This window comes from Tabrizicola thermarum (genome assembly GCF_003574395.1).
Classification (GTDB): Bacteria; Pseudomonadota; Alphaproteobacteria; order Rhodobacterales; family Rhodobacteraceae; genus Tabrizicola; species Tabrizicola thermarum.
The window spans coordinates 1-21,680 of the sequence record NZ_QMJY01000075.1; the positions used below are offsets into that span (position 1 = coordinate 1).

Annotated in this window: 19 protein-coding genes and 1 tRNA gene; 7 read left to right on the plus strand and 13 right to left on the minus strand. The window is 66.7% G+C overall.

Translation table 11 applies throughout. The features are described from left to right. Nucleotides 1-145 precede the first annotated feature (145 nt). A complete protein-coding gene (locus tag D5084_RS11025) occupies nucleotides 146-793 on the minus strand; it encodes a GntR family transcriptional regulator (protein WP_128515545.1) in 648 nt (215 codons plus the stop codon). Between the two features lie 33 nt (nucleotides 794-826). Continuing rightward, nucleotides 827-1,519 carry a M48 family metallopeptidase gene (locus D5084_RS11030; protein ID WP_128515546.1) on the minus strand — a complete coding sequence of 231 codons (693 nt, stop codon included), beginning with the start codon at nucleotides 1,517-1,519 and terminating at the stop codon, nucleotides 827-829. Nucleotides 1,520-1,644: 125 nt separating this feature from the next. Between D5084_RS11030 and D5084_RS11035 the strand changes: the two genes are divergently transcribed. Together D5084_RS11035 and D5084_RS11040 are read left to right on the plus strand one after the other, a co-directional pair. Then, nucleotides 1,645-1,980, plus strand: a complete 336-nt coding sequence (locus D5084_RS11035) for a TIGR02300 family protein (RefSeq protein WP_128515547.1) — start codon at nucleotides 1,645-1,647, stop codon at nucleotides 1,978-1,980. Nucleotides 1,981-2,086: 106 nt separating this feature from the next. Then, nucleotides 2,087-2,162: transfer RNA gene (locus D5084_RS11040), tRNA-Ala, on the plus strand. A 318-nt stretch (nucleotides 2,163-2,480) separates the two neighbouring features. Here the strand turns inward: D5084_RS11040 and D5084_RS11045 are convergent. Together D5084_RS11045 and D5084_RS11050 are read right to left on the minus strand one after the other, a co-directional pair. Next, nucleotides 2,481-5,630, minus strand: coding sequence for an efflux RND transporter permease subunit (locus D5084_RS11045; protein ID WP_128515548.1), 3,150 nt, complete (start codon nucleotides 5,628-5,630; stop codon nucleotides 2,481-2,483). Further along, nucleotides 5,627-6,736, minus strand: a complete 1,110-nt coding sequence (locus D5084_RS11050) for an efflux RND transporter periplasmic adaptor subunit (protein WP_162302423.1) — start codon at nucleotides 6,734-6,736, stop codon at nucleotides 5,627-5,629. The genes D5084_RS11045 and D5084_RS11050 overlap by 4 nt, the downstream gene beginning before the upstream one ends. 329 nt (nucleotides 6,737-7,065) lie before the next feature. Here D5084_RS11050 and D5084_RS11055 point away from each other — a divergent pair, with 329 nt between their 5' ends. Then, the gene (locus D5084_RS11055; protein WP_128515550.1) at nucleotides 7,066-8,412 is read left to right on the plus strand and encodes a DEAD/DEAH box helicase; all 1,347 of its coding nucleotides are present in this window, start codon (nucleotides 7,066-7,068) and stop codon (nucleotides 8,410-8,412) included. 22 nt (nucleotides 8,413-8,434) lie between these two features. On the opposite strand, the gene D5084_RS11060 is transcribed toward D5084_RS11055, so the two are convergent. Further along, nucleotides 8,435-8,887: a hypothetical protein gene (locus D5084_RS11060; protein ID WP_128515551.1), complete on the minus strand. Its 453-nt coding sequence runs from the start codon at nucleotides 8,885-8,887 to the stop codon at nucleotides 8,435-8,437. A 380-nt stretch (nucleotides 8,888-9,267) separates the two neighbouring features. Here D5084_RS11060 and D5084_RS11065 point away from each other — a divergent pair, with 380 nt between their 5' ends. Continuing rightward, nucleotides 9,268-9,846 carry a thymidine kinase gene (locus tag D5084_RS11065; protein ID WP_128515552.1) on the plus strand — a complete coding sequence of 193 codons (579 nt, stop codon included), beginning with the start codon at nucleotides 9,268-9,270 and terminating at the stop codon, nucleotides 9,844-9,846. On the opposite strand, the gene D5084_RS11070 is transcribed toward D5084_RS11065, so the two are convergent. After that, nucleotides 9,819-10,766: a DMT family transporter gene (locus D5084_RS11070; RefSeq protein WP_128515553.1), complete on the minus strand. Its 948-nt coding sequence runs from the start codon at nucleotides 10,764-10,766 to the stop codon at nucleotides 9,819-9,821. The genes D5084_RS11065 and D5084_RS11070 overlap by 28 nt on opposite strands. A gap of 188 nt (nucleotides 10,767-10,954) precedes the next feature. On the opposite strand from D5084_RS11070, the gene D5084_RS11075 reads away from it, so the two are divergent. Then, a complete protein-coding gene (locus tag D5084_RS11075) occupies nucleotides 10,955-11,977 on the plus strand; it encodes a hypothetical protein (RefSeq protein ID WP_128515554.1) in 1,023 nt (340 codons plus the stop codon). Nucleotides 11,978-11,996: 19 nt separating this feature from the next. Here the strand turns inward: D5084_RS11075 and D5084_RS11080 are convergent, their stop codons facing one another. From D5084_RS11080 to D5084_RS11110, 7 genes are all read right to left on the minus strand, one after another. Continuing rightward, nucleotides 11,997-12,542 carry an SPOR domain-containing protein gene (locus tag D5084_RS11080; RefSeq protein ID WP_128515555.1) on the minus strand — a complete coding sequence of 182 codons (546 nt, stop codon included), beginning with the start codon at nucleotides 12,540-12,542 and terminating at the stop codon, nucleotides 11,997-11,999. Further along, nucleotides 12,542-13,174, minus strand: a complete 633-nt coding sequence (upp, locus tag D5084_RS11085; protein ID WP_128515556.1) for a uracil phosphoribosyltransferase — start codon at nucleotides 13,172-13,174, stop codon at nucleotides 12,542-12,544. Before upp ends, D5084_RS11080 begins: the two co-directional genes overlap by 1 nt. 3 nt (nucleotides 13,175-13,177) lie before the next feature. Next, nucleotides 13,178-14,155, minus strand: coding sequence for an adenosine deaminase (locus D5084_RS11090; protein ID WP_128515557.1), 978 nt, complete (start codon nucleotides 14,153-14,155; stop codon nucleotides 13,178-13,180). Nucleotides 14,156-14,227: 72 nt separating this feature from the next. Further along, nucleotides 14,228-15,424, minus strand: coding sequence for a phosphopentomutase (locus D5084_RS11095; protein WP_128515558.1), 1,197 nt, complete (start codon nucleotides 15,422-15,424; stop codon nucleotides 14,228-14,230). Nucleotide 15,425: 1 nt separating this feature from the next. Continuing rightward, nucleotides 15,426-16,736 carry a thymidine phosphorylase gene (locus D5084_RS11100; RefSeq protein WP_128515559.1) on the minus strand — a complete coding sequence of 437 codons (1,311 nt, stop codon included), beginning with the start codon at nucleotides 16,734-16,736 and terminating at the stop codon, nucleotides 15,426-15,428. Further along, a complete protein-coding gene (locus tag D5084_RS11105; RefSeq protein WP_274378893.1) occupies nucleotides 16,733-17,146 on the minus strand; it encodes a cytidine deaminase in 414 nt (137 codons plus the stop codon). The genes D5084_RS11100 and D5084_RS11105 overlap by 4 nt, the downstream gene beginning before the upstream one ends. A 42-nt stretch (nucleotides 17,147-17,188) precedes the next feature. Next, nucleotides 17,189-18,262 (minus strand): cupin domain-containing protein, encoded by a 1,074-nt coding sequence (locus tag D5084_RS11110; protein ID WP_128515561.1) that lies wholly within the window; start codon nucleotides 18,260-18,262, stop codon nucleotides 17,189-17,191. Between the two features lie 139 nt (nucleotides 18,263-18,401). Here D5084_RS11110 and D5084_RS11115 point away from each other — a divergent pair, with 139 nt between their 5' ends. Further along, nucleotides 18,402-20,681, plus strand: coding sequence for an NADP-dependent malic enzyme (locus D5084_RS11115; protein ID WP_128515562.1), 2,280 nt, complete (start codon nucleotides 18,402-18,404; stop codon nucleotides 20,679-20,681). Between the two features lie 3 nt (nucleotides 20,682-20,684). Next, entirely contained in the window at nucleotides 20,685-21,632 is a 948-nt protein-coding gene (locus D5084_RS11120; RefSeq protein ID WP_128515563.1) for a hypothetical protein, read from the plus strand. The last annotated feature ends 48 nt before the right edge of the window (nucleotides 21,633-21,680 follow it).

The following is a 21,680-nucleotide window of genomic DNA, read 5'->3' on the forward strand; positions in this document are numbered from 1 at the left end:
CTGGAAAACACCAGCACAGGCCCTCGCCGAGGAACTCGAAAAAACACCAACAACCGTTGCACTTGGAACTTGAGTTAACCAATCCCTAACGCCCACAGACAACCCCTTGATTTCCCTGACCCCAAAACCCGCGCCGCGCGCGGCGCTACCCCGTCAGATGGCGCAGCCCCTGGGTCACGTCGGTCCGCACGGCCAGCCGCAGCCCCGGCTCGTCCCCCGCCTTCAGCGCGGCCAGGATCACCCGATGATGGGTCGGCGGCTCCCGCCGCTTGACCCTTGCATAGACCGCCCGCATCGTCGGCCCCAGCTGCAACCAGACCGTCTCGCACATCGCCAGCATCGCCGGGGTCTGGGCGCGCAGGTAGAGCGTCCGGTGGAACTCCAGGTTGGTGCGGACATAGGTGACCGCATCCCCCCGCACCGCCGCCTCGCCGTTCATCAGATTGATCGCGGTCAGCCTCTCGATCAGCGCGAAATGGGCCCTCGGCAGCGCCCGCGCCGCCATCTCCGGCTCCAGCAAAGCCCGGATCGCCGCCAGCTCCTCGATCCGTTCCGGGGTCAGCTCCGGTGTGGAGATCCGCCCCGAAGAAGACAGGGTCAGCGCCCCCTCGGCCACCAGCCGCCGCACAGCCTCGCGCGCGGGGGTCATCGAGACGCCGAACTGCTTGCCCAATCCCCGCAGGGTCAGCGACTGGCCGGGGTCCAGCTCGCCATGCATGACCTGCTGGCGCAGCGTCCGGTACAGCCGTTCATGGGCGGCGGCGTTGGGGTCGGTGGGGCGGGGTGTGAGCATGGGCCGAAGGGGAACACCCCCCGGGCCGAACGGTCAATCCTGAAAGCGCAGCCGGTGCAGGGTCTGGCCGTGCTGGTGCAGCCAGGCCCGCTGCACCTTCCAGCCCGGATGGATCCGGTCCACCACCGCCCAATAGGCCGGCGAATGGTTCAGCTCAACCAGATGCGCGACTTCATGCGCGGCGACGTAGTCCAGCACCGCAGGCGGCGCCATGACCAGCCGCCAGGAATACATCAGCCGCCCCTCCGGCGAGCACGACCCCCAGCGCGACCGCGTGTCCCGCAGCGCCAGCGAGGAGTAGCTCCGCCCGACCAGCCCGGCATAACGGGTCGAGGCCGCCGCAAGCCGGTCGCGGGCCAGAACCTTCAGCCAGGCAGCCACCCGCACCCCCGCCCTTGCCGGATCGCCCGGGACCAGCAGGCGGTCGCCCTCGACCCGGACCCCGCGTCCCGATCCGGCGGTCAGCACCAGATCACGTCCCTCGACCGGGATCACCGACCCAAGACCGACCGGCCGCACCCGGGAGTCCGGCATCGCCTGCAACGTCTCGCGGAGCCACCCCTCATGGCCGCGCAGGAAGGCCAGCGCATCGCCGTCGCGGGCGCGAAGCGGCATCGACAGTGTCACCTTGCCGTCCAGCCGCGACACCCGCAGCGAGAACCGCCGCGCGCGGGCCGACCGTTTCAGATGCACCTCGACGGGTGGAGAGCCGGGCAGGACGGCCATGCAGAACCCCTTGAAACCTACGCGGACCATAGCCAGTTCCGCAGGCACATGAAAAGGCTTTGACAGTCGCGCAGCCTTGTGGCAAGCGACCATTTTCGCGTTACCCACCACCCGAAGGGACGACCATGCCCAAAGCAGAATGGGGCACGAAGCGCATCTGCCCGACGACCGGCAAACGCTTCTACGACCTGAACAAGAACCCGATCGTCAGCCCCTACACGGGCGAGATCGTGGACATCGAATCCGTCCGTCGCAAGATGGCCGCCTCGGTCATTTCCCGCGCGGTGCCCGAGAAGGACGACGACGTTCTGGTCGAGGATCTGGAAACCGAAGACGTCCTGCTGGACGGCGCCGTCGCCGATGACGCCGAGCTGGACGACGATCTTCTGGAAGACGATGCCGACGACAACGTCTCGCTTGACGACCTGGCCGATGTGCCGGGCGACGAAGAGGAAGTCTGAGGACAACTGTCTTGGGGGCGCGGGCGATTTTCCCCCTTGCAGCCCCCGGTGACCTGTCCTAGATAGCGCGCATCGCAACGGTAACGGAGCGATGCTTCTCTCCGGTGGGGTCATAGCTCAGATGGGAGAGCGCTTGAATGGCATTCAAGAGGTCGGGAGTTCGATCCTCCCTGGCTCCACCAAAGAGAGACTGAAAGCGGGGCGGTTCTGACCGCCCCTTTTCATTTTCCGGGCGTCGGAACCACACGGCAGGCCGACCCGGTGACGGGGTCGGGCAAACGTGAAGCGCAGCTGCGCAACAGCCGGGTGAGCGACCGACCAATGCGCCGCAAGCCCTTGGAAACGCCCGGGCAATGTCCCGCATTCGGCGATGCGGCGCTGTCCGATTTCCGTCTGGAAAGTGTCTGGCATCCCGGCCTGCGCACGGACATGGGCCGTGGCGTTGACCACGGGGTGCGACTCGGCGTGGCGGGGAAGGTGCGCTGTAGCGCAGCCAACGGTTACTCTGCCGGCGCCGCCCTGCCCCGCCCGCGCGCCTGTTCGGGCTGAAAGCGGGCATACCATTCCCGCCGCTTCTGACGCTGCCAGAACCAGGGCTTCGGATTGTCGGCCCGCGTCACCAGCATCAGCAACGACGGGATGATGACAAGCGTCAGGACGGTCGAGAAGGCGAGGCCGTAGACGATGGCCGAGGACAAGGCGATCCACCATTGGGTCGAGGGCGCGCCGATGGTGACCTCATGGCTCAGAAGCTCGAGGTTCAGGCCGAAGGCGATGGGCAGCACCCCCAGGATCGCGGTCATCGCGGTCAGGACCACCGGGCGCGCGCGTTCGCGGCAGGTCTGGAGGATCGCCTCGATCTTGGGCCGCCCCTCGCGGCGCAGGGTGTCGTAGGTGTCGATCAGCACGATGTTGTTGTTCACGACAACCCCGGCCAAGGCGATGATCCCGATGCCGGTCATCACCATGGTGAAGGGCTGGCCCATGATCATCAGGCCCAGAAGCACACCGATCGTCGACATGACGACCGCCGACAGCACCAGCCAGACCGAGGTGAAGTTGTTGAACTGCGCCAGCAGCACGATGAAGATCAGGAAGATCGCCGCGGCAAAGGCCTTGGACAGGAAGGCCCCGGCCTCGGCCTGTTCGGCATCCTCGCCGGCCAGTTTCCAGCGGATGCCGTACTGGTCAAGGTTGGCCGCCTCCAGCGCGGCGGTGACCTGGGCATAGATCGCGTCGGGCTGCACGCCTTCGCGGATGCCGGCCTGCACCGTCACGGTGCGCGCCCCGTCAAGCCGCGTCAGCGTGCCGGTGGTGGGCGCGGCCTTGCGGGTGACGAAGTTCGAGATCGGCACCGAGCCGTCCGCCGTCTGGATGCGCAGCTGGTCCAGCGCCGAGATGGTGCGCTGTTCCACCGGCAGGCGCAGGACGATGTCAACCGCGTCGTCGGCCCCCGCCGGGCGGTAGTCCGACAGTTTCAGCCCGCCGGTCACCAGCTGCACCATGGCCCCCACCGTCGAGGGCGCGATTCCATAGCGCGAGGCGGCGGCGCGGTCGACCTGAAGCTCCCAGTCCACTCCCGGCGGCGGCAGGCCGTTCGAGATGTCGATGACATCGGGCACCTGCGCCAGACGCTCGGCCACCTGGGCGGCGACCTCGTTCAGGTGGGTCGGATCATCGGCCGACAGCTGGATCTGGATCGCCTTGCCGGTCGGCGGCCCGGCCTCAGGGACCGAGACCTGGATGTCAACGCCGGGGATGCCCACCATCGCCTGCCGCAGGTCGGCAAGGATCGCATTCGCATTCTTGCGCATCCGCCAGTCGACGAATTCGTACTGGATCACCCCGATCACGTCGGCATCGACCTCTTGCCCCATCCCGCCCGCCGCGCCGGTGCGGGTATAGACCGTCTCGACCCCCGGCCAGCCCAGGATGCGCGCTTCGGCCTGGGCCACCAGCGCGTCCTTTTCCGCGATCGACAGGTTGCCGCGCGCCTTGACGTAGAGAAGCCCGAACTCCGGTTCCACGTCGGGGAAGAAGATGACGCCCTTGCCGTACTTGGCATAGGCGAAGGGGACCGAGACCAGCAGGCCGATGGCCAGCAACAGCACGATGACCGGATGCCGCACGGCCTTGCCCACCACCCACATATAGGCCCCGTCCCTGTGTTCGGGCGGGTGCTTGAAGGGCTTGGCAATGATCGCGCCCAGCGTCGGCACGAAGATCAGCGCATACAGCATCGAGGCCGACAGCGTGACGATCAGCGTGATCGGCAGGTATTTCATGAACTCGCCGACGATCCCCGGCCAGAAGAGAAGCGGAGAGAAGGCCGCGACCCGCGTCATCGTCGCGGCGACAACCGGGCCGGTCATCTTGTGCGAGGCCATGGCAAAGGCCTCGCGCTTCTCCATCCCTTCGGACATCCGGCGCTCGGCGTATTCGGTGACGATGATCGCATCGTCGACCAGCATCCCCACCGCAAGGATCAGGCTGAACAGCACCACGATGTTGACCGTATAGCCCCAGAGCGACAGCGCCAGCATCCCCATCAGGAACGAGGCCGGGATCGCCAGGCCGATCAAAAGCGAGGCGCGGACCGACAGCGCGTACAGGATGACGATGAAGACCAGGATCACCGCCGACAGGACCGAGTTCTGCAGGTCGAACAAGAGCTGCCGGATGTCCTTGGACTTGTCCTGGCTGAAGGTGACTTCGGTGCCTTCGGGCAGCAGCTTGCGGAATTCTTCCGTGACCTTCTTCACCTCGTCCACCGTCTCGATCAGGTTCGCGCCGGTGCGCTTTGACACCTCGATGGCGATGGCAGGCGCGCCGTTCAGACGGGTAATCGTCTCTGGCTCTTTCAGGGTCGGCAGGATCTGGGCGATGTCGCGGACCCGCACCGTGGCCGTGCCGGTCGAGACGACGGGCAGGTTCGCCACATCCTCGATGGTTTCCAGAAGCGACGGCACCTTGATCGCATAGCGCCCCTCGGCGCCTTGCAGCGCGCCCGCGGCGACAAGCTGGTTTCCGGCCGCAAAGCCTGCGATCAGGATGTCGGGGCGCAGGCCATAGGTGGCCAGCTTGCCGGGGTCGATCACCACCTCGACCAGATCATCGCGCACGCCTTGCAGCTCCGCGTTCAGGACCGGGGGCAATTCCTCGATCCGGTCGCGCAGCTCACGCCCCGCCTTGGCCAGCGCGCGTTCCGGCACGTCGCCCGACAGGGTGATGACCAGGATCGGGAATTCCGACAGGTTGACCTCGTTCACCGTCGGCTCGTCTGCCCCCGAAGGCAGTTCGGGCTTGGCCATGTCGACCTTGTTGCGCACATCGTCCAGCGCCTTCTTCAGGTCGGCCCCGGCCTGAAACTCGATCAGCACGTTGCCGCCGTTCTGATAGGCGGTGGACGTCATCTTCTTGATGCCGGTGATCGACTTCAGCGCCGTTTCCATCGGGCGCAGAAGCAGCCGCTCGCTGTCCTCGGGCGAGATGCCGTCATAATGCATGCTGACATAGAGGATCGGGATCTGGATATCCGGCTCGGCCTCTTTCGGGATCGAGACATAGGCCATCGTCCCGGCCAGCATCAGGAACAAGAGGACCGAGATCGTCAGCCGGGCATTGGCAATGGCGGTTTCGACAAGTTTCATTGGCCGACCCCGGGCGCAACCTCGACCGTGTCACCGTCGCGGACAAGATCCTGTCCGGCGGTGATGATGCGCACACCCTCCGGCACGCCGGTGACCACCAGGCCATCGGGCGTATCGTCGATGATCTGGACGGCGGCGAACTGCGCGACATTTTCCGCGTTGACCACCCGCACACCGATCTCGCCCTTGTCGGACAAGGTGATGATCGACCGCGGCACCACGACGGCACGCACGGGGGCGGCAAAAAGCAGAACCTGCGCCGTCATTCCCGAGGGCAGGGTCAGCTGCGGATTTGGCAGGGCGATCTCGACCGGGAAGGTCCGAGTCTGGGCCGAGGCCTCGCGCGCCACCAGCCGCACGGTCCCGTCCATCTCGGTTCCGTTGACCAGCTGCACCTTGGCGGTCGAGCCGACATTGATCGCGGACAGATCGACCTCGCTGACTTCGGCCTTCACCAGGATCGGGTCCAGCGACAGGATCGTCGCCACCGGCGTGCCGGTCTGGACCCATTCGCCAAGCTCTACCGACAGGCTGTCGACGATGCCGGTGAACGGCACCTTCAGGCGCAGACGATCCGCCGCCGCCTGGGCGCGGGCAAGTTCCGCCGCCGCCGCGTCGCGGGCCGACCGGGCATTGGTCAGCGCGCTTTCGGTCGTGCTGCCGGCATCGAACAGCCGCTGCGCCACCTCCAGATCGCGTTCCTTCTGCGCCAGCGCGATGTTGGCGATCTTTTCCTGCGCCACGGCCTCGGGGCCCTCAAGCTCCATCACGATGGCCCCGGCCTCGACCGTACCGCCCTTCTCCATCGCCAGGGTGGCGATCACGCCATCCGCACGGGCGGCCAGATCGACCCGCTTGTCGGCCTGGGTGATCCCCGACAGCCGAATGGCGCGGGCATGGTTCACGAAGGTCGGCGTGACCGCCGAGACGGTCCGCACCAGAGGCGCCTTCGCCCCCGGGGCAGCAGCGGACGTAGGGGATTCCTGACCCGCAACCTCCTGCGCGCTGCCCACCGAGGAAAACTCTCCGGTGGCAATCCACGCCGTCGCAGCGACCGTCACGCAAAGGGCGGCAATTCGATGGAACTTCGGCATGATCGTCGGCATCCAGTGTAAGCTGTTGATAGGAATATGTTTTCTGATTGGCCTTGCGGCAGGCCGATCGCACTGGAAAGGCAGGCGGGGACGGCATCTTTGACGCGGCAAGTGATACGCCGCGACGAAATGAAGGTCCAGCCCCCTGCGTACCGGACGGTTTGTCTTGACTTGTGCCGGGAAACCCTTCATCTGCGCCCAGTCCGATACCCGTGCCGCGTGAGCACCGAAAGGTCCGGGCAGTCTGGTTCCCACAGTCACGCAGGGGCGCCGCTTGCGGCACGGTCACGGGCAATGGTCCGGGGCGAGGGTCGCAGGCCCTCTGAACGATTGGGATTCCCATGACCACTTTTGCCGACCTCGGCCTTTCGCCGAAAATCCTGAAAGCGCTGGAAAAGACCACGCTGAAGACGCCCACGCCGATCCAGGCGCAGGCCATTCCCCACATCATGCAGGGCCGCGACCTGATGGGCCTGGCCCAGACCGGCACCGGCAAGACCGCGGCCTTCGGGCTGCCGCTGCTGCACCGCCTTCTGGACATCGGCCACCCGCCGGGGCCGAAACATGTCCGCGCGCTGATCCTGGCCCCGACACGCGAGCTGATCGCCCAGATCAAGGACAATTTCGAAGTCTTCACCAAGGGCACCGCCGTCAAGGTGACCATGGTCGTCGGCGGCGCGTCGCTGTTCAAGCAGGCCCAGGCCCTGTCGCGCGGCACCGACGTGCTGGTCGCCACTCCGGGTCGTCTGATCGACCTTCTGGAACGCGGCGACGTAAGCCTGGAGAAATGCGGCTACCTCGTCCTGGACGAAGCCGACCACATGCTGGACATGGGCTTCATCCACAGCTTGCGGAAGATCGCCAAGCACATTCCGCTGAAGCGCCAGACGCTGCTGTTCAGCGCCACCATGCCCAAGGACATCTCCGAGATTGCCGACACCTATCTGCGCGATCCGATCAAGGTGCAGGTGGCCCCCCCCGGCAAGCCGGTCGAACGGATCAGCCAGGGCGTCCACTATATCCCGAACGGCGACAAGGCGAAGCTTCTGGAAGAGTATCTGAAGAAGCACCCCGGAGAGCAGGCGCTGGTCTTCGGCCGCACCAAGCACGGGTCGGAAAAGCTGATGAAGCTCTTGGCCAGCTGGGGCTTCAAGGTCGGCTCGATCCACGGCAACAAGAGCCAGAACCAGCGCGACCGCACCCTGACCGAGTTCCGGAACGGAGAGCTGGACGTGCTGGTCGCCACCGACGTCGCCGCACGGGGGATCGACATCCCGACCGTGCGCCACGTCTACAACTTCGACATGCCGAACGTGCCGGAAAACTATGTCCACCGTATCGGTCGCACCGCGCGGGCGGGGGCCAATGGCTCGTCGATCAGCTTCTGCGCCCCGGCCGAAATGGGCGAGTTGCAGGCGATCGAAAAGCTCTTGAAGGCGCCGTTGCCCGTGGTTGGCGGCGCGCCCTGGGCGGCTGACATCGTCGCTGCCGCCCCTAAGCCCGGCCAGAACCGGGGCCAGCGTCCCGGCAATGGCGGACGGCAGAGCCAGAAGCTGACCGCCAAGCCGCAGGGCCAGAGGTCGGGGGCGGGCGGCCAGGGGCGCCCGCAGGGCCAGGGCAAACCCGGCGGCCAGCGTGCCGCAAAACCGCAGGGCGGCAGTTTCGCCCCGCGCCGCGACGCGCGCTAGACCCGGCGGGCGGGCCGATCCTTCAGCCCGCCTCCTCTTCCAGGTTCAGCTTCATCTCCAGCAGCACCTGCTGGATCGCCAGCGTCTCGCGCAGCAGGCGTTTGGCCTCGTTGACGGAAATCTTCCCGTCGCCGATGGCCTGGTTGTATTCGGCCATCAGGATCCCGAACCGCTGCGCCAGGGCCACGACATCGTGGTTGACCCCCGCACTGGAGGAATTGCGCCGTTCGTTGTCGTAGGACAGGGTGATGCCGCGCAGGTCGGCCAGCGCCGCCGTCACATGCGGGAAACGGCTGGCACTTTCCAGCCGGGCCACCACATCCACCGGCATGAAACGGTCGTCGTGCTCACCGTTGTCCGAGTAATAGCGCCCGAGGGTCGCCTTGGACTTGCCGGTGATCTCGCAGGCAGCCTCGATGCCGACATCCTTCACCAGCGCCTCGGTGTGCTTCTTGAGGTAGGATTCGACCGCCATGCACGTTCTCCACTCGTCTTACCCGGAGTTAAGTCCGGGGAAACCCCACGATTTTTTCCCATTAATCGGCTGGGAACCCTTTGTCATTTATAAAGATGTTCCGGCCATGCCGGAATGTGTAGCGAGTGGCCGGCATCCCCAGAGCCGGCAGGGGTGGGGCCCGCCGCATCAGCCTGTTTCAGGCTGTCGGCGGTGCCGATGAAATGCGGCGGGCCCGTGTTTGCCAGTAGGCGGATCTGATCCGCAATTGTGTGTGTGCCTGTGGCGTTGTGTGTTGTTCCGGGCCTGTTCTTCTGCCCCGTAAGTGGTTCCCGTCGGTAAACCGGGTCGCGCCTGCCGTCTTGCAGCGCGGCCCGGTGATCGGCTAGGGCTTTACCGCCATGGCCAAACTCTATTTCCACTATTCGACGATGAACGCGGGGAAATCGACCTCGCTTCTGCAAGCCTCGCACAACTATCGCGAAGGCGGGATGCAGACCTATCTTGTCACAGCGCAGTTCGACAACCGGGCCGGTCAGGGCCGGATCGCCAGCCGCATCGGCATCGGCGAGGATGCCGACACCTTCGGCCCGGACGAAGACATGTTCGAAAAGCTGAAGTCGCGCTTTTCAAAGGGCCCCGTTGCCTGCGTCTTCATCGACGAAGCGCAGTTTCTGTCCAAGTCGCAGGTCTGGCAGCTGGCCCGGGCCGTGGACGATCTGGGCGTGCCCGTCATGTGCTACGGCCTGCGGGTGGATTTCCAGGGCAACCTCTTTCCTGGCTCGGCAGCCCTTCTGGCCTGGGCCGACGAGATGCGCGAGGTCCGCACCATCTGCCACTGCGGCAAGAAGGCCACCATGGTCATCCGCCGCGGCCCGGACGGTCGCGCCCTGACGGACGGCGACCAGGTGGTCATCGGCGGGAACGAGACCTACGTCAGCCTCTGCCGCCGTCACTGGCGCGAGGCGGTGGGCGACTGATCCGGCGTCGGCTCGCGCACCGGGCGGGCGATCAGCGCTCCGGCCACGAAGATCAGCCCCATCCCCGCGATGGCGATCCAGGTCAACCTTTCGCCCCAGAGGATCAGACCCCAGGCGGCCGAGGCGGGCAGGATGACGTATTCGAAGACCGACACGCGTGAGGCTTCGGCGATCTGGTAGGCCCTCACGATCATCCCCACCCCCAGAAGCGAGCCTGCCGCCTGCACGAAGGTCCACCACAGGAATTCGCCCGTGGGCCAGACCGGCCCGCGCTGAAGAAAGCCCCCGGGCCCGTCCGGCACCGGCAGCGGAAAGACCCACAGCACGGCCATCCCGACCAGCCCGATGACGCCGAGCATCCCGAAGAACCCGGCCACCACCGTCTCGGCGCTTTCGCCCTCGCACCAGCGCCGGGTGGCGATGTTGCCCATCGCGTACAGCGCCCCCGCGATCACCGGCAGCAGGGCAGCCAGTGAGGCCCCCGCCATCGCCTCGGGTCCAAGCACCATCACGACCCCGGCAAAGCCGATAAAGACCGCCACGATCTGCAGGCCGCTGATCGACTGGGCGTAGAGAAACCTTTGGATGAGCAGCACGAAGATCGGCGCGGTGAACAGGCCGGCCGCGACCTGCGCCACCGGCAGAAAGGCCAGCGCGCCGAAATAGATCACCATCGCCGCGCCGTGGATTGCGGAACGCGCCAGCACCGCCCCGGGCCGCTTTGGCCGCAGGTGCAGGCCCAGCGGCAGCGCCACCAGCGCCAGGATCGCAAAGGCCATCGCCGTCCGCGTGGCATGGAACTGCCAAAGCCCCCCGTCCCGCGCGATCACCCGCACATAATTGTCGGTGAAGGCGATGACGAAAGCGTAGATCAGCACCGCGCCAAAGGCGGCCAGAGTTCGGTTCTGCGGTGCGCTCATCTGCCGGTCCGGGTTGTTCCTCGCCCTCAATGCCGGGCTTGACGCGCCATCGCCTGCCCGAACGCGACGCAACGCGGCAGTTCCCGGTCGCGGATGCGCCTTCGCTGCCGTCTTCGGCCCGGGGGTCATTGTCGACGCCCGACGGGCCGGATAGACTTGGGCACAAACAGGCAGAGACCCTCCGGCCAATGACGGCGTTGAAGAAGTATCAGAGGCTGGAATGCGGCGGCCTGTGGCGCGAGACGCCGCAGGATCAGCGGCGCGAGGTCCTGGTCCGGTTCGGCGATGCGACGCTGGTCCTGTCCGATCCGAAAAGCGGCACCGCCATCAGCCACTGGTCGCTTCCGGCCATCGAACGGATCAACAAGGGCGAAGAGCCGCCGGTCTTTGCGCCGGGCACGGATGCCAGCGAAAGCCTGGAACTGACCGACCCCGACATGATCGCCGCCCTCGGGGCGGTGCGCCATGCCGTGCAGGCGGCTGCCTCCCGCCCAGGCCGTTTGCGCGGCGTGCTTCTGGGCGGGGCGACGCTGGCGGTGCTTGCGGTCGCGGTGATCTGGCTGCCGGGGGCGCTGGTGCGCCACACCGCCTCGGTCGTCCCACCCGCGCAGCGCGCCGATCTGGGCCAGCGCGCGCTGGACGATCTGGCCCGGGTGACCGGCGCGAACTGCCAGAACCGGCTTGGCCTGCAAGCCCTTGCCCGCCTGTCCGAGCGGGTGTTCGGACCGCTCGACACGCCGATCCTTTACGTCATGCCCGAAGGTGTCGAACAGCCGCTGCACTTGCCGGGCGACGTGATCGTCCTGCCGCGCCGGATGATCGAACAGGCGAACGGTCCCGAAGCCGTGGCCGGCGCGGCGCTGGTCGAACGGCTGCGCGCCCGGGCCGAGGACCCGATCATCCCGATGTTGCAATATGCCGGGTTGCGGGCGACGCTCCAGCTTCTGACCACTGCGGACCTGCCCGACGAGGCCATCGCCGGCTATGGCGAGGCGCTGTTGCGCAGCCCGCCCCTTGCCCTGCCCGACGCCCATGTGCTGGCCGCCTTCGAGGCCGCGCAGATCCCGGCAACCCCCTATGCGCTGGCCATCGACCCGCAGGGGACCACCACCTCGGGCCTGCTTGCGAACGATCCCTACAAGGGCCTTGCCCCCTCGCCCCTGATCCCGGACGACTCCTGGATCGCGCTGCAGGGCATCTGCGGAAACTGACCGGACGGCCCCGTCGGCCTCAAGGCCCCATCACGGCGGCATCGGGAAAACCGTTGCCCCGCAGGGCAGTCTGCGCCGCAGTCGCCGCTGTCGCATCGGCAAAGGGACCGGCAAACACCGTGACCAGCGTGGCGCCGCCCTGCAGCCGACCGCGCACCACCGGGTAGCCCAGCGCGCGCAGCCTTTCTTCGGCCTTGTCCGACGACTCGGCAAGGTCATAGCTGCCGACGACCACGAAATACCCGCCCACGGCTGCCGAAGGTGCTGGCGCGGCGACCGGCGCAGCATCTCCGGGGGCATAGGGCTTTGCACCGATCTCTTCGGCCACCGGCACCCGCCGGCCCGAGGGCGGATTGTCGCAGACCGGCGTGCCTCCGCGCGACACCCGCGGCACCCAGACGACTTCGCCTGCGCTTCCGGCGCGGACAAACATGCAGCCCCGGGAATCGACGTATTGCTGGCCGGCATAGTCGGCCGGAGGCAGTTCCGCCGGACGCAGGATGTCCCGCGCAAGGCCCGGCCCGGCCTGGCCAAGGACCAGAGCCGCGACCAGCGCGCCCCGCATCACTTGGTCCCGAACATCCGGTCCCCGGCATCGCCAAGGCCCGGCACGATGTAGCCGTGGTCGTTCAGATGGCTGTCCACCGCCGCCGTGACGATCGGCACGTCGGGATGCGCCTCTTTCATCCGCGCGATGCCTTCGGGGGCCGCCAGCAGGCACAGGAAGCGGATCTGCCTTGCCCCGGCCTGTTTCAGCAGCGACACCGCCGCCGCCGAGGAATTGCCCGTGGCCAGCATCGGATCGACGACGATCGCAATCCGGTCCTCCATGTGATCGGGCAGCTTGCAGTAGTATTGCACGGGTTGCAGCGTCTCGGGGTCGCGGTAAAGCCCGATGAAGCCCACCCGCGCCGCCGGGATCAGTTCCAGGATGCCATCCAGAAGCCCGTTCCCCGCCCGCAGGATCGACACCAGCGCCAGCTTCTTGCCCTCGATGGCGGGCGCGTCCATCTCATCCAGCGGGGTTTCGATCCGCTTCGTCGTCATCGGCAGCTCCCGCGTGACCTCATAGGCCAGCAGAAGGCTGATCTCGCGCAAGAGCTTGCGGAAGCTGGCGGTCGAGGTGTCCTTCTCGCGCATCAGGGTCAGCTTGTGCTGGACCAGGGGGTGCGACACGACGGTCAGGTGATCCAGCATTCCTCAGGCCTCCAGCAGCTTTCCGATCCTTGCCCTGGTATCGGCATCGCAGAATGCCGCGTCAAGCGACTGCCGCGCGATGCGCCGGAATTGCGCCTCGTCCCAGTCGAAAGCCCGGTGCAGTTCCTCGTATTCCCGCACCATCGTGGTGTGGAAGAAGGGCGGATCGTCGGTGCTGACCGTCACCTTCACCCCCCGCCGGTCCAGTTCGTTGATCGGATGCGCCTTGAAGCCCGGATAGATGCCCAGCGTCACATTCGACCCCGGACAGACCTCCAGCACGATCCCCCTTTCGGCCAGCTCGTCGACCAGCGCAAGGTCCTCGATCGCCCGCACCCCATGTCCGATCCGCTCCACCGCCAGATCGCGCACCGCGTCCCGCACGCTATCCGGCCCGCCCCATTCCCCGGCATGGGCCGTAAGCCGCAGCCCCGCCTCTCGCGCGCAATCGAAGGCCCAGCGGAAATCCCTGGGCGCGCCGATCTTCTCGTCCCCCGCGATCCCGAACCCGACGATCCAGTCCCCGGCCGTCTCGGCCGCACAGATCGCCGTCTCCCGCGCCTTTTCAGACCCGAAATGCCGGATGCAGGTGATGATACCCCGCAGGGTGATCCCATGGTCCCGCTCAGCCTGATCTGCCGCCTCCCGCATCGCATGCAGGTATTCGCGCCAGGCCCCCGGATCGCGCCCTCCGCAGAAATCGGGCGACAGGAAGGTCTCGGAATAGACGACCCCCGACTTCGCCGATTCCTCCAGGACCGCCAGCACCAGCCGCTGGTAATCGCGCGGAGACTGCAAGGCCGAGGTCGCCGCCTCATAGACCTTCAGGAAATCCCGGAAGTCCCTGTAGCGGTAATTCCCGCGTTCGTCGAAGACACCCGATATGTCCAGATGCTTCTCTCTCGCCAGCCCCGCGATGAAGGCCGGCGGCGCCGCGCCTTCCAGATGCAGATGCAGTTCGACCTTCGGCAATCCGTCCACGAAACGCTCCCTGATTTCATCTGTCCACAAATATCCCGGGGGTCCGGGGGCTGGCCCCCGGTCCGACAGCGGTCACAGGAAACTCCGCCCCGGACCTTGCGCGCCCACCCCCAGATGCGCCGCGACGCTCGCCCCCACATCCACGAATCCGCACAGGCCCACCTCGCGCAGACCGGCGCCCCAGCCTGCCACCGGCACGCGTTCGCGGGTATGCTCCGTCCCGCGCCAGGTCGGGTCATTGCCATGATCCGCCGTGAAGATCGCAAGATCCCCCGGTCGCAGCCGGGCGAAGAACCGGGGAAGGCCCGCATCGAACCACTCCAGAGCCCGGGCATACCCGGCGACGTCGCGCGGATGACCATACAGCGTGTCGAACTCCACGAAGTTCGCAAAGGTCAAGCTGCCGTCTTCCGCCTCGGCCCCAAGCCGGACCAGATGTTCGAAAAGGTCAGCATCGGACTTGCCCTTCCACAGCTTGCCGATCCCCCGCATCGAGAAGATGTCGCCGATCTTGCCGATCGCATGCGTCGCCCGCCCCGCGCCCGCCACCCAGTCCAGCAGCGTCGGCGCGGGCGGTTCGATGGCAAAGTCCCTGCGGTTCGAGGTCCGCCGGAAATCGCCGCAGGTCCCGATGAAAGGCCGCGCGATGACCCGCCCGACCTTCCGCGCGTGCAGCATCGGCGCCAGATAGGCGCAGAGCTTCAACAGCCGATCCAGCCCGAAGGCCTCTTCATGCGCGGCGATCTGAAACACGCTGTCCGCGCTGGTGTAGCAGATCGGCCAGCCGGTCCGCAGATGTTCCTCGCAATGCTCCGCGATGATCGGCACGCCCGAGGCATGGCAGTTGCCGAGGATCCCTTCGGTCCCCGCCAGCCGGCAGACTTCGGCCACGATGTCAGGCGGGAAGGCCGGCACCGTGTCGGGGAAATAGGTCCAGTCCCAGGGGACCGGAACGCCCGCCAGTTCCCAGTGCCCGGACGGCGTATCCTTGCCGCGCGACACCTCTTCTGCCGCGCCCCACAGCCCCTCGGGCCGCGCGTCCAGCCCCGGCGTCGCGGCCCCCGAGGCCAGCCGGATTGCCGCCCCGAGGCCCAGCCGGTCAAGGTTCGGCAGCTTCAGCGGACCGGTGCGCCCCACCTCGGCCCGGCCCTCGGCACAAGCCGCCGCGATGTGACCCAGCGTGTTCGCCCCCTCGTCGCCAAAGGACGACGCATCCGGCGCGCCGCCGCAGCCTACCGAGTCCATCACGATCAGGAACGCACGCGCCATCTCAGCCGATCCTCTTCTGCACCAGGTCCGGCTCCTCGGGCGGGGTGGGCCCGACCACATAGGCCGCCTGCACCGCCTTGACCGCCGCCTTTGCCGCCTCTTCGGTCACCGCATGGACCATGGCCAGCGGCACGCCTGCCCCGGTTTCCTCGCCGATCCCCGCGAGGTCCGACAACCCGACCGAGGGGTTGACCCGGTCGCCCTCGCGCAACCGCCCGCCGCCCAGATGCACCACCGCCAGCCCCAGCGCCTCGCCGTCGATCGCCGTGACGAACCCGTCCTCAAGGGCCGGGACTTCCATCATCACCGGGGCCGAGGGCAGCCGGTCCGGCCAGCGTTCCACGAAATCCGCAGGCCCCCCCTGCGCCACGACCATGCGCCCGAAACACTCGGCCGCGGCGCCCGATTCCAGCGCCTCGGCGATGCGCCCCTCGCCATCCGCCGCGTCGCTGGCAAGCCCCGCCAGCGCCAGCAGCTCGCCGCCCAGCGCCACCGTCACGTCCCACAACGCCACATTGACCGAGGTCCCGGTGAGCGTCTCCATCACCTCGATCACCTCCAGCGCATTGCCCGCGGCCGTGGCCAGGGGTTGCGACATGTCGGTGATGAGGGCGCTGGTCATGCACCCCGCCCCCTGCGCCGTCCTGACCAGCGACCGCGCCAGCGCTTCGGCCTGTTCCGTCGTCTTCATGAAGGCGCCCGAGCCGCATTTCACATCCAGCACCAGCGCCTCGAGCCCCGCCGCCAGCTTCTTCGACAGGATCGAGGCGGTGATGAGGTCGATGCTCTCCACCGTCGCCGAGACATCGCGGATCGCATAAAGCCGCCGGTCCGCCGGGGCGAGGTCGGCGCTGGCCGCCACGATGGCGCAATGCACCTCGGCCATCTGCTTGCGCAGCGCCGCCTCTGTCAGTCCGGTGCGGAACCCCGGGATCGCCTCCAGCTTGTCCAGCGTCCCCCCGGTATGGCCAAGGCCCCGACCCGAGATCATCGGCACATAGGCCCCGCAGACCGCCAGCGCAGGCGCCAGAAGCAGCGAGGTGCAATCGCCGATCCCCCCCGTGGAATGCTTGTCCACCACCGGACCCGGCAGGTCCCAGTCCAGCACCTTCCCGCTGTCGCGCATCCCCCGTGTCAGCGCGACCCGGCCTTCCTCGGACAGACCCTTCAGCAGCACCGCCATCGCGAAGGCCCCCGCCTGCGCATCCGTGACCTCGCCCGAGGCCAGCCCCGCCGCGAACCAGCGCAGATCGTCGGTGGATGGCTGTCTCCCGTCCCGGATCTTCGCAATCACCCCGCGCGCGTCGGTCATGTGCGCTCCATATGCGCGGCGCTGAACACCCCCGGGAGCAGTTCTGCCACCGTCATCACCTTCTGCTTGCCGTCCGTGGTGCAAAGCGTGACCCTGACGTCCTGGCCCGCAAACTCGGCGATCTTCTGACGGCAGCCGCCGCAGGGGGGCACCGGTTCGGGGCTGTCGGCGATCACGCAGACCTCGGCGATCCGCGTGTCGCCCGCCGCGATCATCGCCGCGATCGCACCCGCCTCGGCGCAGGTGCCTTCCGGGTAGGCCACGTTCTCGACGTTGCAGCCGACATGCACCGCCCCGGTCGTGGACCGCAGCGCAGCCCCCACCTTGAACCGCGAATAGGGCGCATAGGCCCGGTCCCGCACCGCCGTTGCAGCCTCAAGCAGCGTCATCGCCACCCCCTGTTTGACCATTTGGTCAGAGTGTGGGCCGAAGGCGCGCGTTCCGCAAGCCGCTCAGAGAAGCCTGGTCGCGGGATTGCCAGGCAAGGTCACTTCCAGCAGCTCCAGGTCCGGCGTCGGATCGCCGTAGCGCGTGGCCATGCCGGGCGGGATCACGAAGGCATCCCCCGGTGACAGGCGGAACGGGTCCTTCCCCTCGCCTTCCAGGGTCATCCCGCCCCGCATCACGAAGGTGAACAGGATGTCGCCCTCATGCACCGTCCAGGGCGCCTCACCCACCGGCCGGGCCACCATGACCGAGGCCACACCCTTCGTCGCCGCGTTGATCCCCGTATCCCGCGCCTCGAAGCCGGGGATGCGGAAGGGCCGGAACACCCCTTTCGCGCCGATGTCATGCACGAACCGCTGCCCCTCCCATTCGCGGTCGGGGCGGTAGTGCGGGGTGGGCAGGGTCATCTCGTGGTCGATCTCGGTGATGTGCTCGGCGGGCACCCCGATCTCCACCACCTGCACCCCTTCGGAATGCACGACCCTGTGGCGGATGCCCGGCGGCTGGATGAAGCAGTCGCCGGCATGGATGCGCCGCACATCCCCTTGATCTTCATACAGAACATCCACCCAGCCCGCGACGCAGAAGATCAGCTGGAAACCGACCTTGTGGAAATGCACCATGTCCGGCACCGGCCCGTCGGGCACGCGGATGTGGCTGGCGATCATTGCCCCGCCCAGTCGGCTGGGGATCAGGTCGCGATACTCCATCCCCGCCCGCCCGATGACCCATGGCGCCTGATCGGCCAGCCGCCGCACCACGAAGGCATGTTCGGTCGCGGGCGTGACGACCGGCGGGTTCAACTCGTCGATCTCCACCCGCGTCCCGTTCGGGGCCATCAGCTCCTTCGCGCCCCCGGCAAAACCCGGATCGTCGGTCAGGATGCGGATCGTCCCCGGCGCCTCGGGCGCGCCTTTCTGGAGGCGCAGCCGCAGCCCGTGGCCCGACAGGACCGCCACCTCCGGGTTGTCGGCAGGAAAGATCATGTCCAGCCGCATCCCCAGCGTTTTCGTGTAGAAAGGCAGATCCTCCCGCAGCTCCTGCGTCGGCAGGCGGATTTCGGCGCGTATTTCCGTCATTGTGGTCCCCGTGCTATGGCGGCATCGTGTCCGGCGCGCCGGTGATTTGCAAGCCGGGCCGGAAACGGCTTCAGGCAAAGCCGCATTGGCGGGGCGGGAAAGATGGTTTAACGCTGAACCATCTTCGCGGGAGGAACGGATGGACGAGGCTCGGCACGACAACGCGCGACAGGCGGCACTGGATTACCACGAATTTCCCAAGCCCGGAAAACTGGAAATCCGCGCCACGAAGCCCTTGGCCAACGGCCGCGACCTGGCCCGCGCCTATTCCCCCGGCGTGGCCGAGGCCTGCCTCGAGATCAAGGCCGATCCCGCGACGGCAAGCCGCTACACCTCCAAGGGCAATCTCGTCGCCGTGATCTCGAACGGCACTGCGGTTCTCGGCCTGGGCAACATCGGCGCACTGGCCTCCAAGCCGGTGATGGAGGGCAAGGCGGTCCTGTTCAAGAAATTCGCCAACATCGACTGTTTCGACATCGAGGTGAACGAGCCCGACCCGGTGAAACTCGCCGAAATCGTCTGCGCGCTGGAGCCCAGTTTCGGCGCGGTGAACCTTGAGGACATCAAGGCCCCCGACTGCTTCATCGTCGAAAAGCTGTGCCGGGAACGGATGAACATCCCCGTCTTCCACGACGACCAGCACGGCACCGCGATCGTCGTGGGGGCGGCGGCCACCAACGCGATGATCGTCTCGGGCAAGCGGTTTCAGGATATCAAGGTCGTCTCCACCGGCGGCGGGGCGGCGGGGATCGCCTGCCTCGAGATGCTGGTGAAACTGGGGGTCCGGCGCGAGAACATCTGGCTCTGCGACCTTGAAGGGCTGGTCTACAAGGGCCGCGAGGCGCAGATGACCCCGCAGAAGGCGGGCTTCGCCCAGGGGAACACCCCCGCCACCCTTTCCGATGTCATCGCGGGCGCGGACCTGTTCCTCGGCCTCTCCGGCCCCGGCGTGCTGACGCCCGAGATGGTGGCGAAGATGGCTCCGAACCCGATCATCTTCGCGCTGGCCAATCCGATGCCGGAAATCCTGCCCGACGAGGCCCGCAAGGTCGCCCCCGGCGCGATCATCGCCACCGGGCGATCGGACTTTCCGAACCAGGTCAACAACGTCCTCTGCTTTCCCTTCATCTTCCGGGGGGCGCTGGACGTGGGCGCCACCACGATCAACGATGCGATGAAACTGGCCTGCATCGAAGGCATCGCGGCCCTTGCCCGCGCCACCACCAGCGCCGAGGCCGCCGCCGCCTACCGGGGCGAGACCATGGCCTTCGGCCCCGACTACCTGATCCCGAAGCCCTTCGACCCCCGCCTGATCGGCACCGTCGCCAGTGCCGTGGCCCGGGCCGCGATGGAAACCGGGGTCGCCACCCGGCCCATTGCCGACCTCGACGCCTACAAGCGCAAGCTGGACGGCTCGGTCTTCAAGTCCGCGCTCCTCATGCGCCCGGTGTTCGAGGCCGCCCGCACAGCCTCGCGCCGCATCGTCTTTGCCGAAGGCGAGGACGAGCGCGTCCTGCGCGCGGCCAATGCGATCCTGGAAGAGACGACCGAGGTCCCGATCCTGATCGGCCGCCCCGAAGTGGTCGAGGCGCGCTGCGAACGCTTCGGCCTGCCGATCCGTCCGGGCCGCGACTTCCATCTGGTGAACCCGGAGAACGACCACCGCTACCGCGATTACTGGGGCACCTATCACGAACTGATGGCCCGGCGCGGCGTCACGCCCGACATCGCCCGGGCCGTTATGCGGACGAACTCGACCGCCATCGCCGCGATCATGGTGCATCGCGAGGAAGCCGACAGCATGATCTGCGGCACCTTCGGGCAGTACAACTGGCATCTCGGCTATGTCCGTCAGATCCTGGCGCGTGGGGGGCTGCACCCGGTCGCGGCGCTGTCGCTGATGATCCTCGAGGATGGCCCGCTGTTCATCGCCGATACCCATGTCCATTCCGAGCCGACCCCGGCCCAGATCATGGAAACGGTGATCGGCGCCGCCCGCCATGTCCGCCGCTTCGGCATCACGCCCAAGATCGCGCTGTGCACCCAGTCGCAGTTCGGCAACATGGACAATGCCAGCGCCCGCCGGATGCGCGAGGCGCTGGAGCTGCTGGACCTGCGCGAGCCCGACTTCGCCTATGAGGGCGAGATGAACCTCGACGCCGCACTCGACCAGTCGATCCGCGACCGCCTGCTGCCGGGCTCGCGCTACGAAGGGGCGGCGAACGTGCTGGTGTTTGCGTCCAGCGAAGTCGCCTCGGGCGTGCGCAACATCCTGAAGGTCAAGGCCGGGGGGCTGGAGGTCGGGCCGATCCTGATGGGCATGGGCAACAAGGCGCATGTGGTCACGCCCGCGATCACCGCGCGGGGCCTTCTGAACATGTCCGCCATCGCCGGGACGCCCGTGGCGCATTACGGGTGACTCATGAACGACGATGTGCCTCGAAAATCTTCTCAGGAAGTGGAACTCGATCACCTTCTGGCCGAAGAGTTTGCCTGCGATCCGCATTTCATTTCTCGGTTCATCTTGGCTTGCGGACTTGAATGCGACGCTGGGTCCGTGACGAACGTCGTTGCAGAGCCAAGCCTAGGCGGAAGTGGCTACGGGGACCTGCTGGTCGAATGTAACAGCAATGATCGGCGCATCGCTTTTCTGATTGAAGACAAGGTCACGGCTTCTCCGGCAGCACGACAGGCGCAACGGTATCAAACCTATGCGTCGCAACTGAGAAGTCGCGGCTGGAGCGATGTGTTCTGCATTGTTGTGGCACCGGAGGCATGGAAGGGTGACAAGGAGTCCTATGACGCGCATCTCCCCCTAGAGAAGCTTCGCGACCTCCTGCGATCTTCAAGTCCAACGCGCTTGAGGTGGCGAAGAGCGATCATCGAGCGCGCGCTGCACAAATACCGAACAACTGGAGTGAAGGTGCCGGACCCTGGGGTAATGGAGTTCAAGGCCGCGTACTTGACTAAGGCAGGCGAATGGGCGCGAGAGAACAGCGTCCCTCTCAGCTTTCCTGAGCTGCGGTCGGCCTATTACGATGGGGATTCTTGGGTCGAGCCGATCCGCCACGGGCACCTTCCAGACCATTGCAGCCTCAGACACCGGTGCTGGACGTCCGTTCGCAAGAGTCAGGGTCTTATTGACCTGATTGTGCGAGACCTTGATCTGATGATCTCTCCCTTGTTGGAGCAAAGCCTCCCCTACGGTGCTACCATATCATTGTTTTCCAAGGGCAAGGGCGTTGTAGTGTCACTATCTACAGACGAGATGCGTCCCGCTTCGACCTTCTGTCACGATAGCCTTGTAAACGTACTCAAAAAGATGTGCCTTCTGGCCGACTGGTATGGCTCTAGATTCAAAAGCGGCTGAAAATCGAATCGCTCGGGCAAAAGTCCTCTCTCGGATTTGCAAACTCTC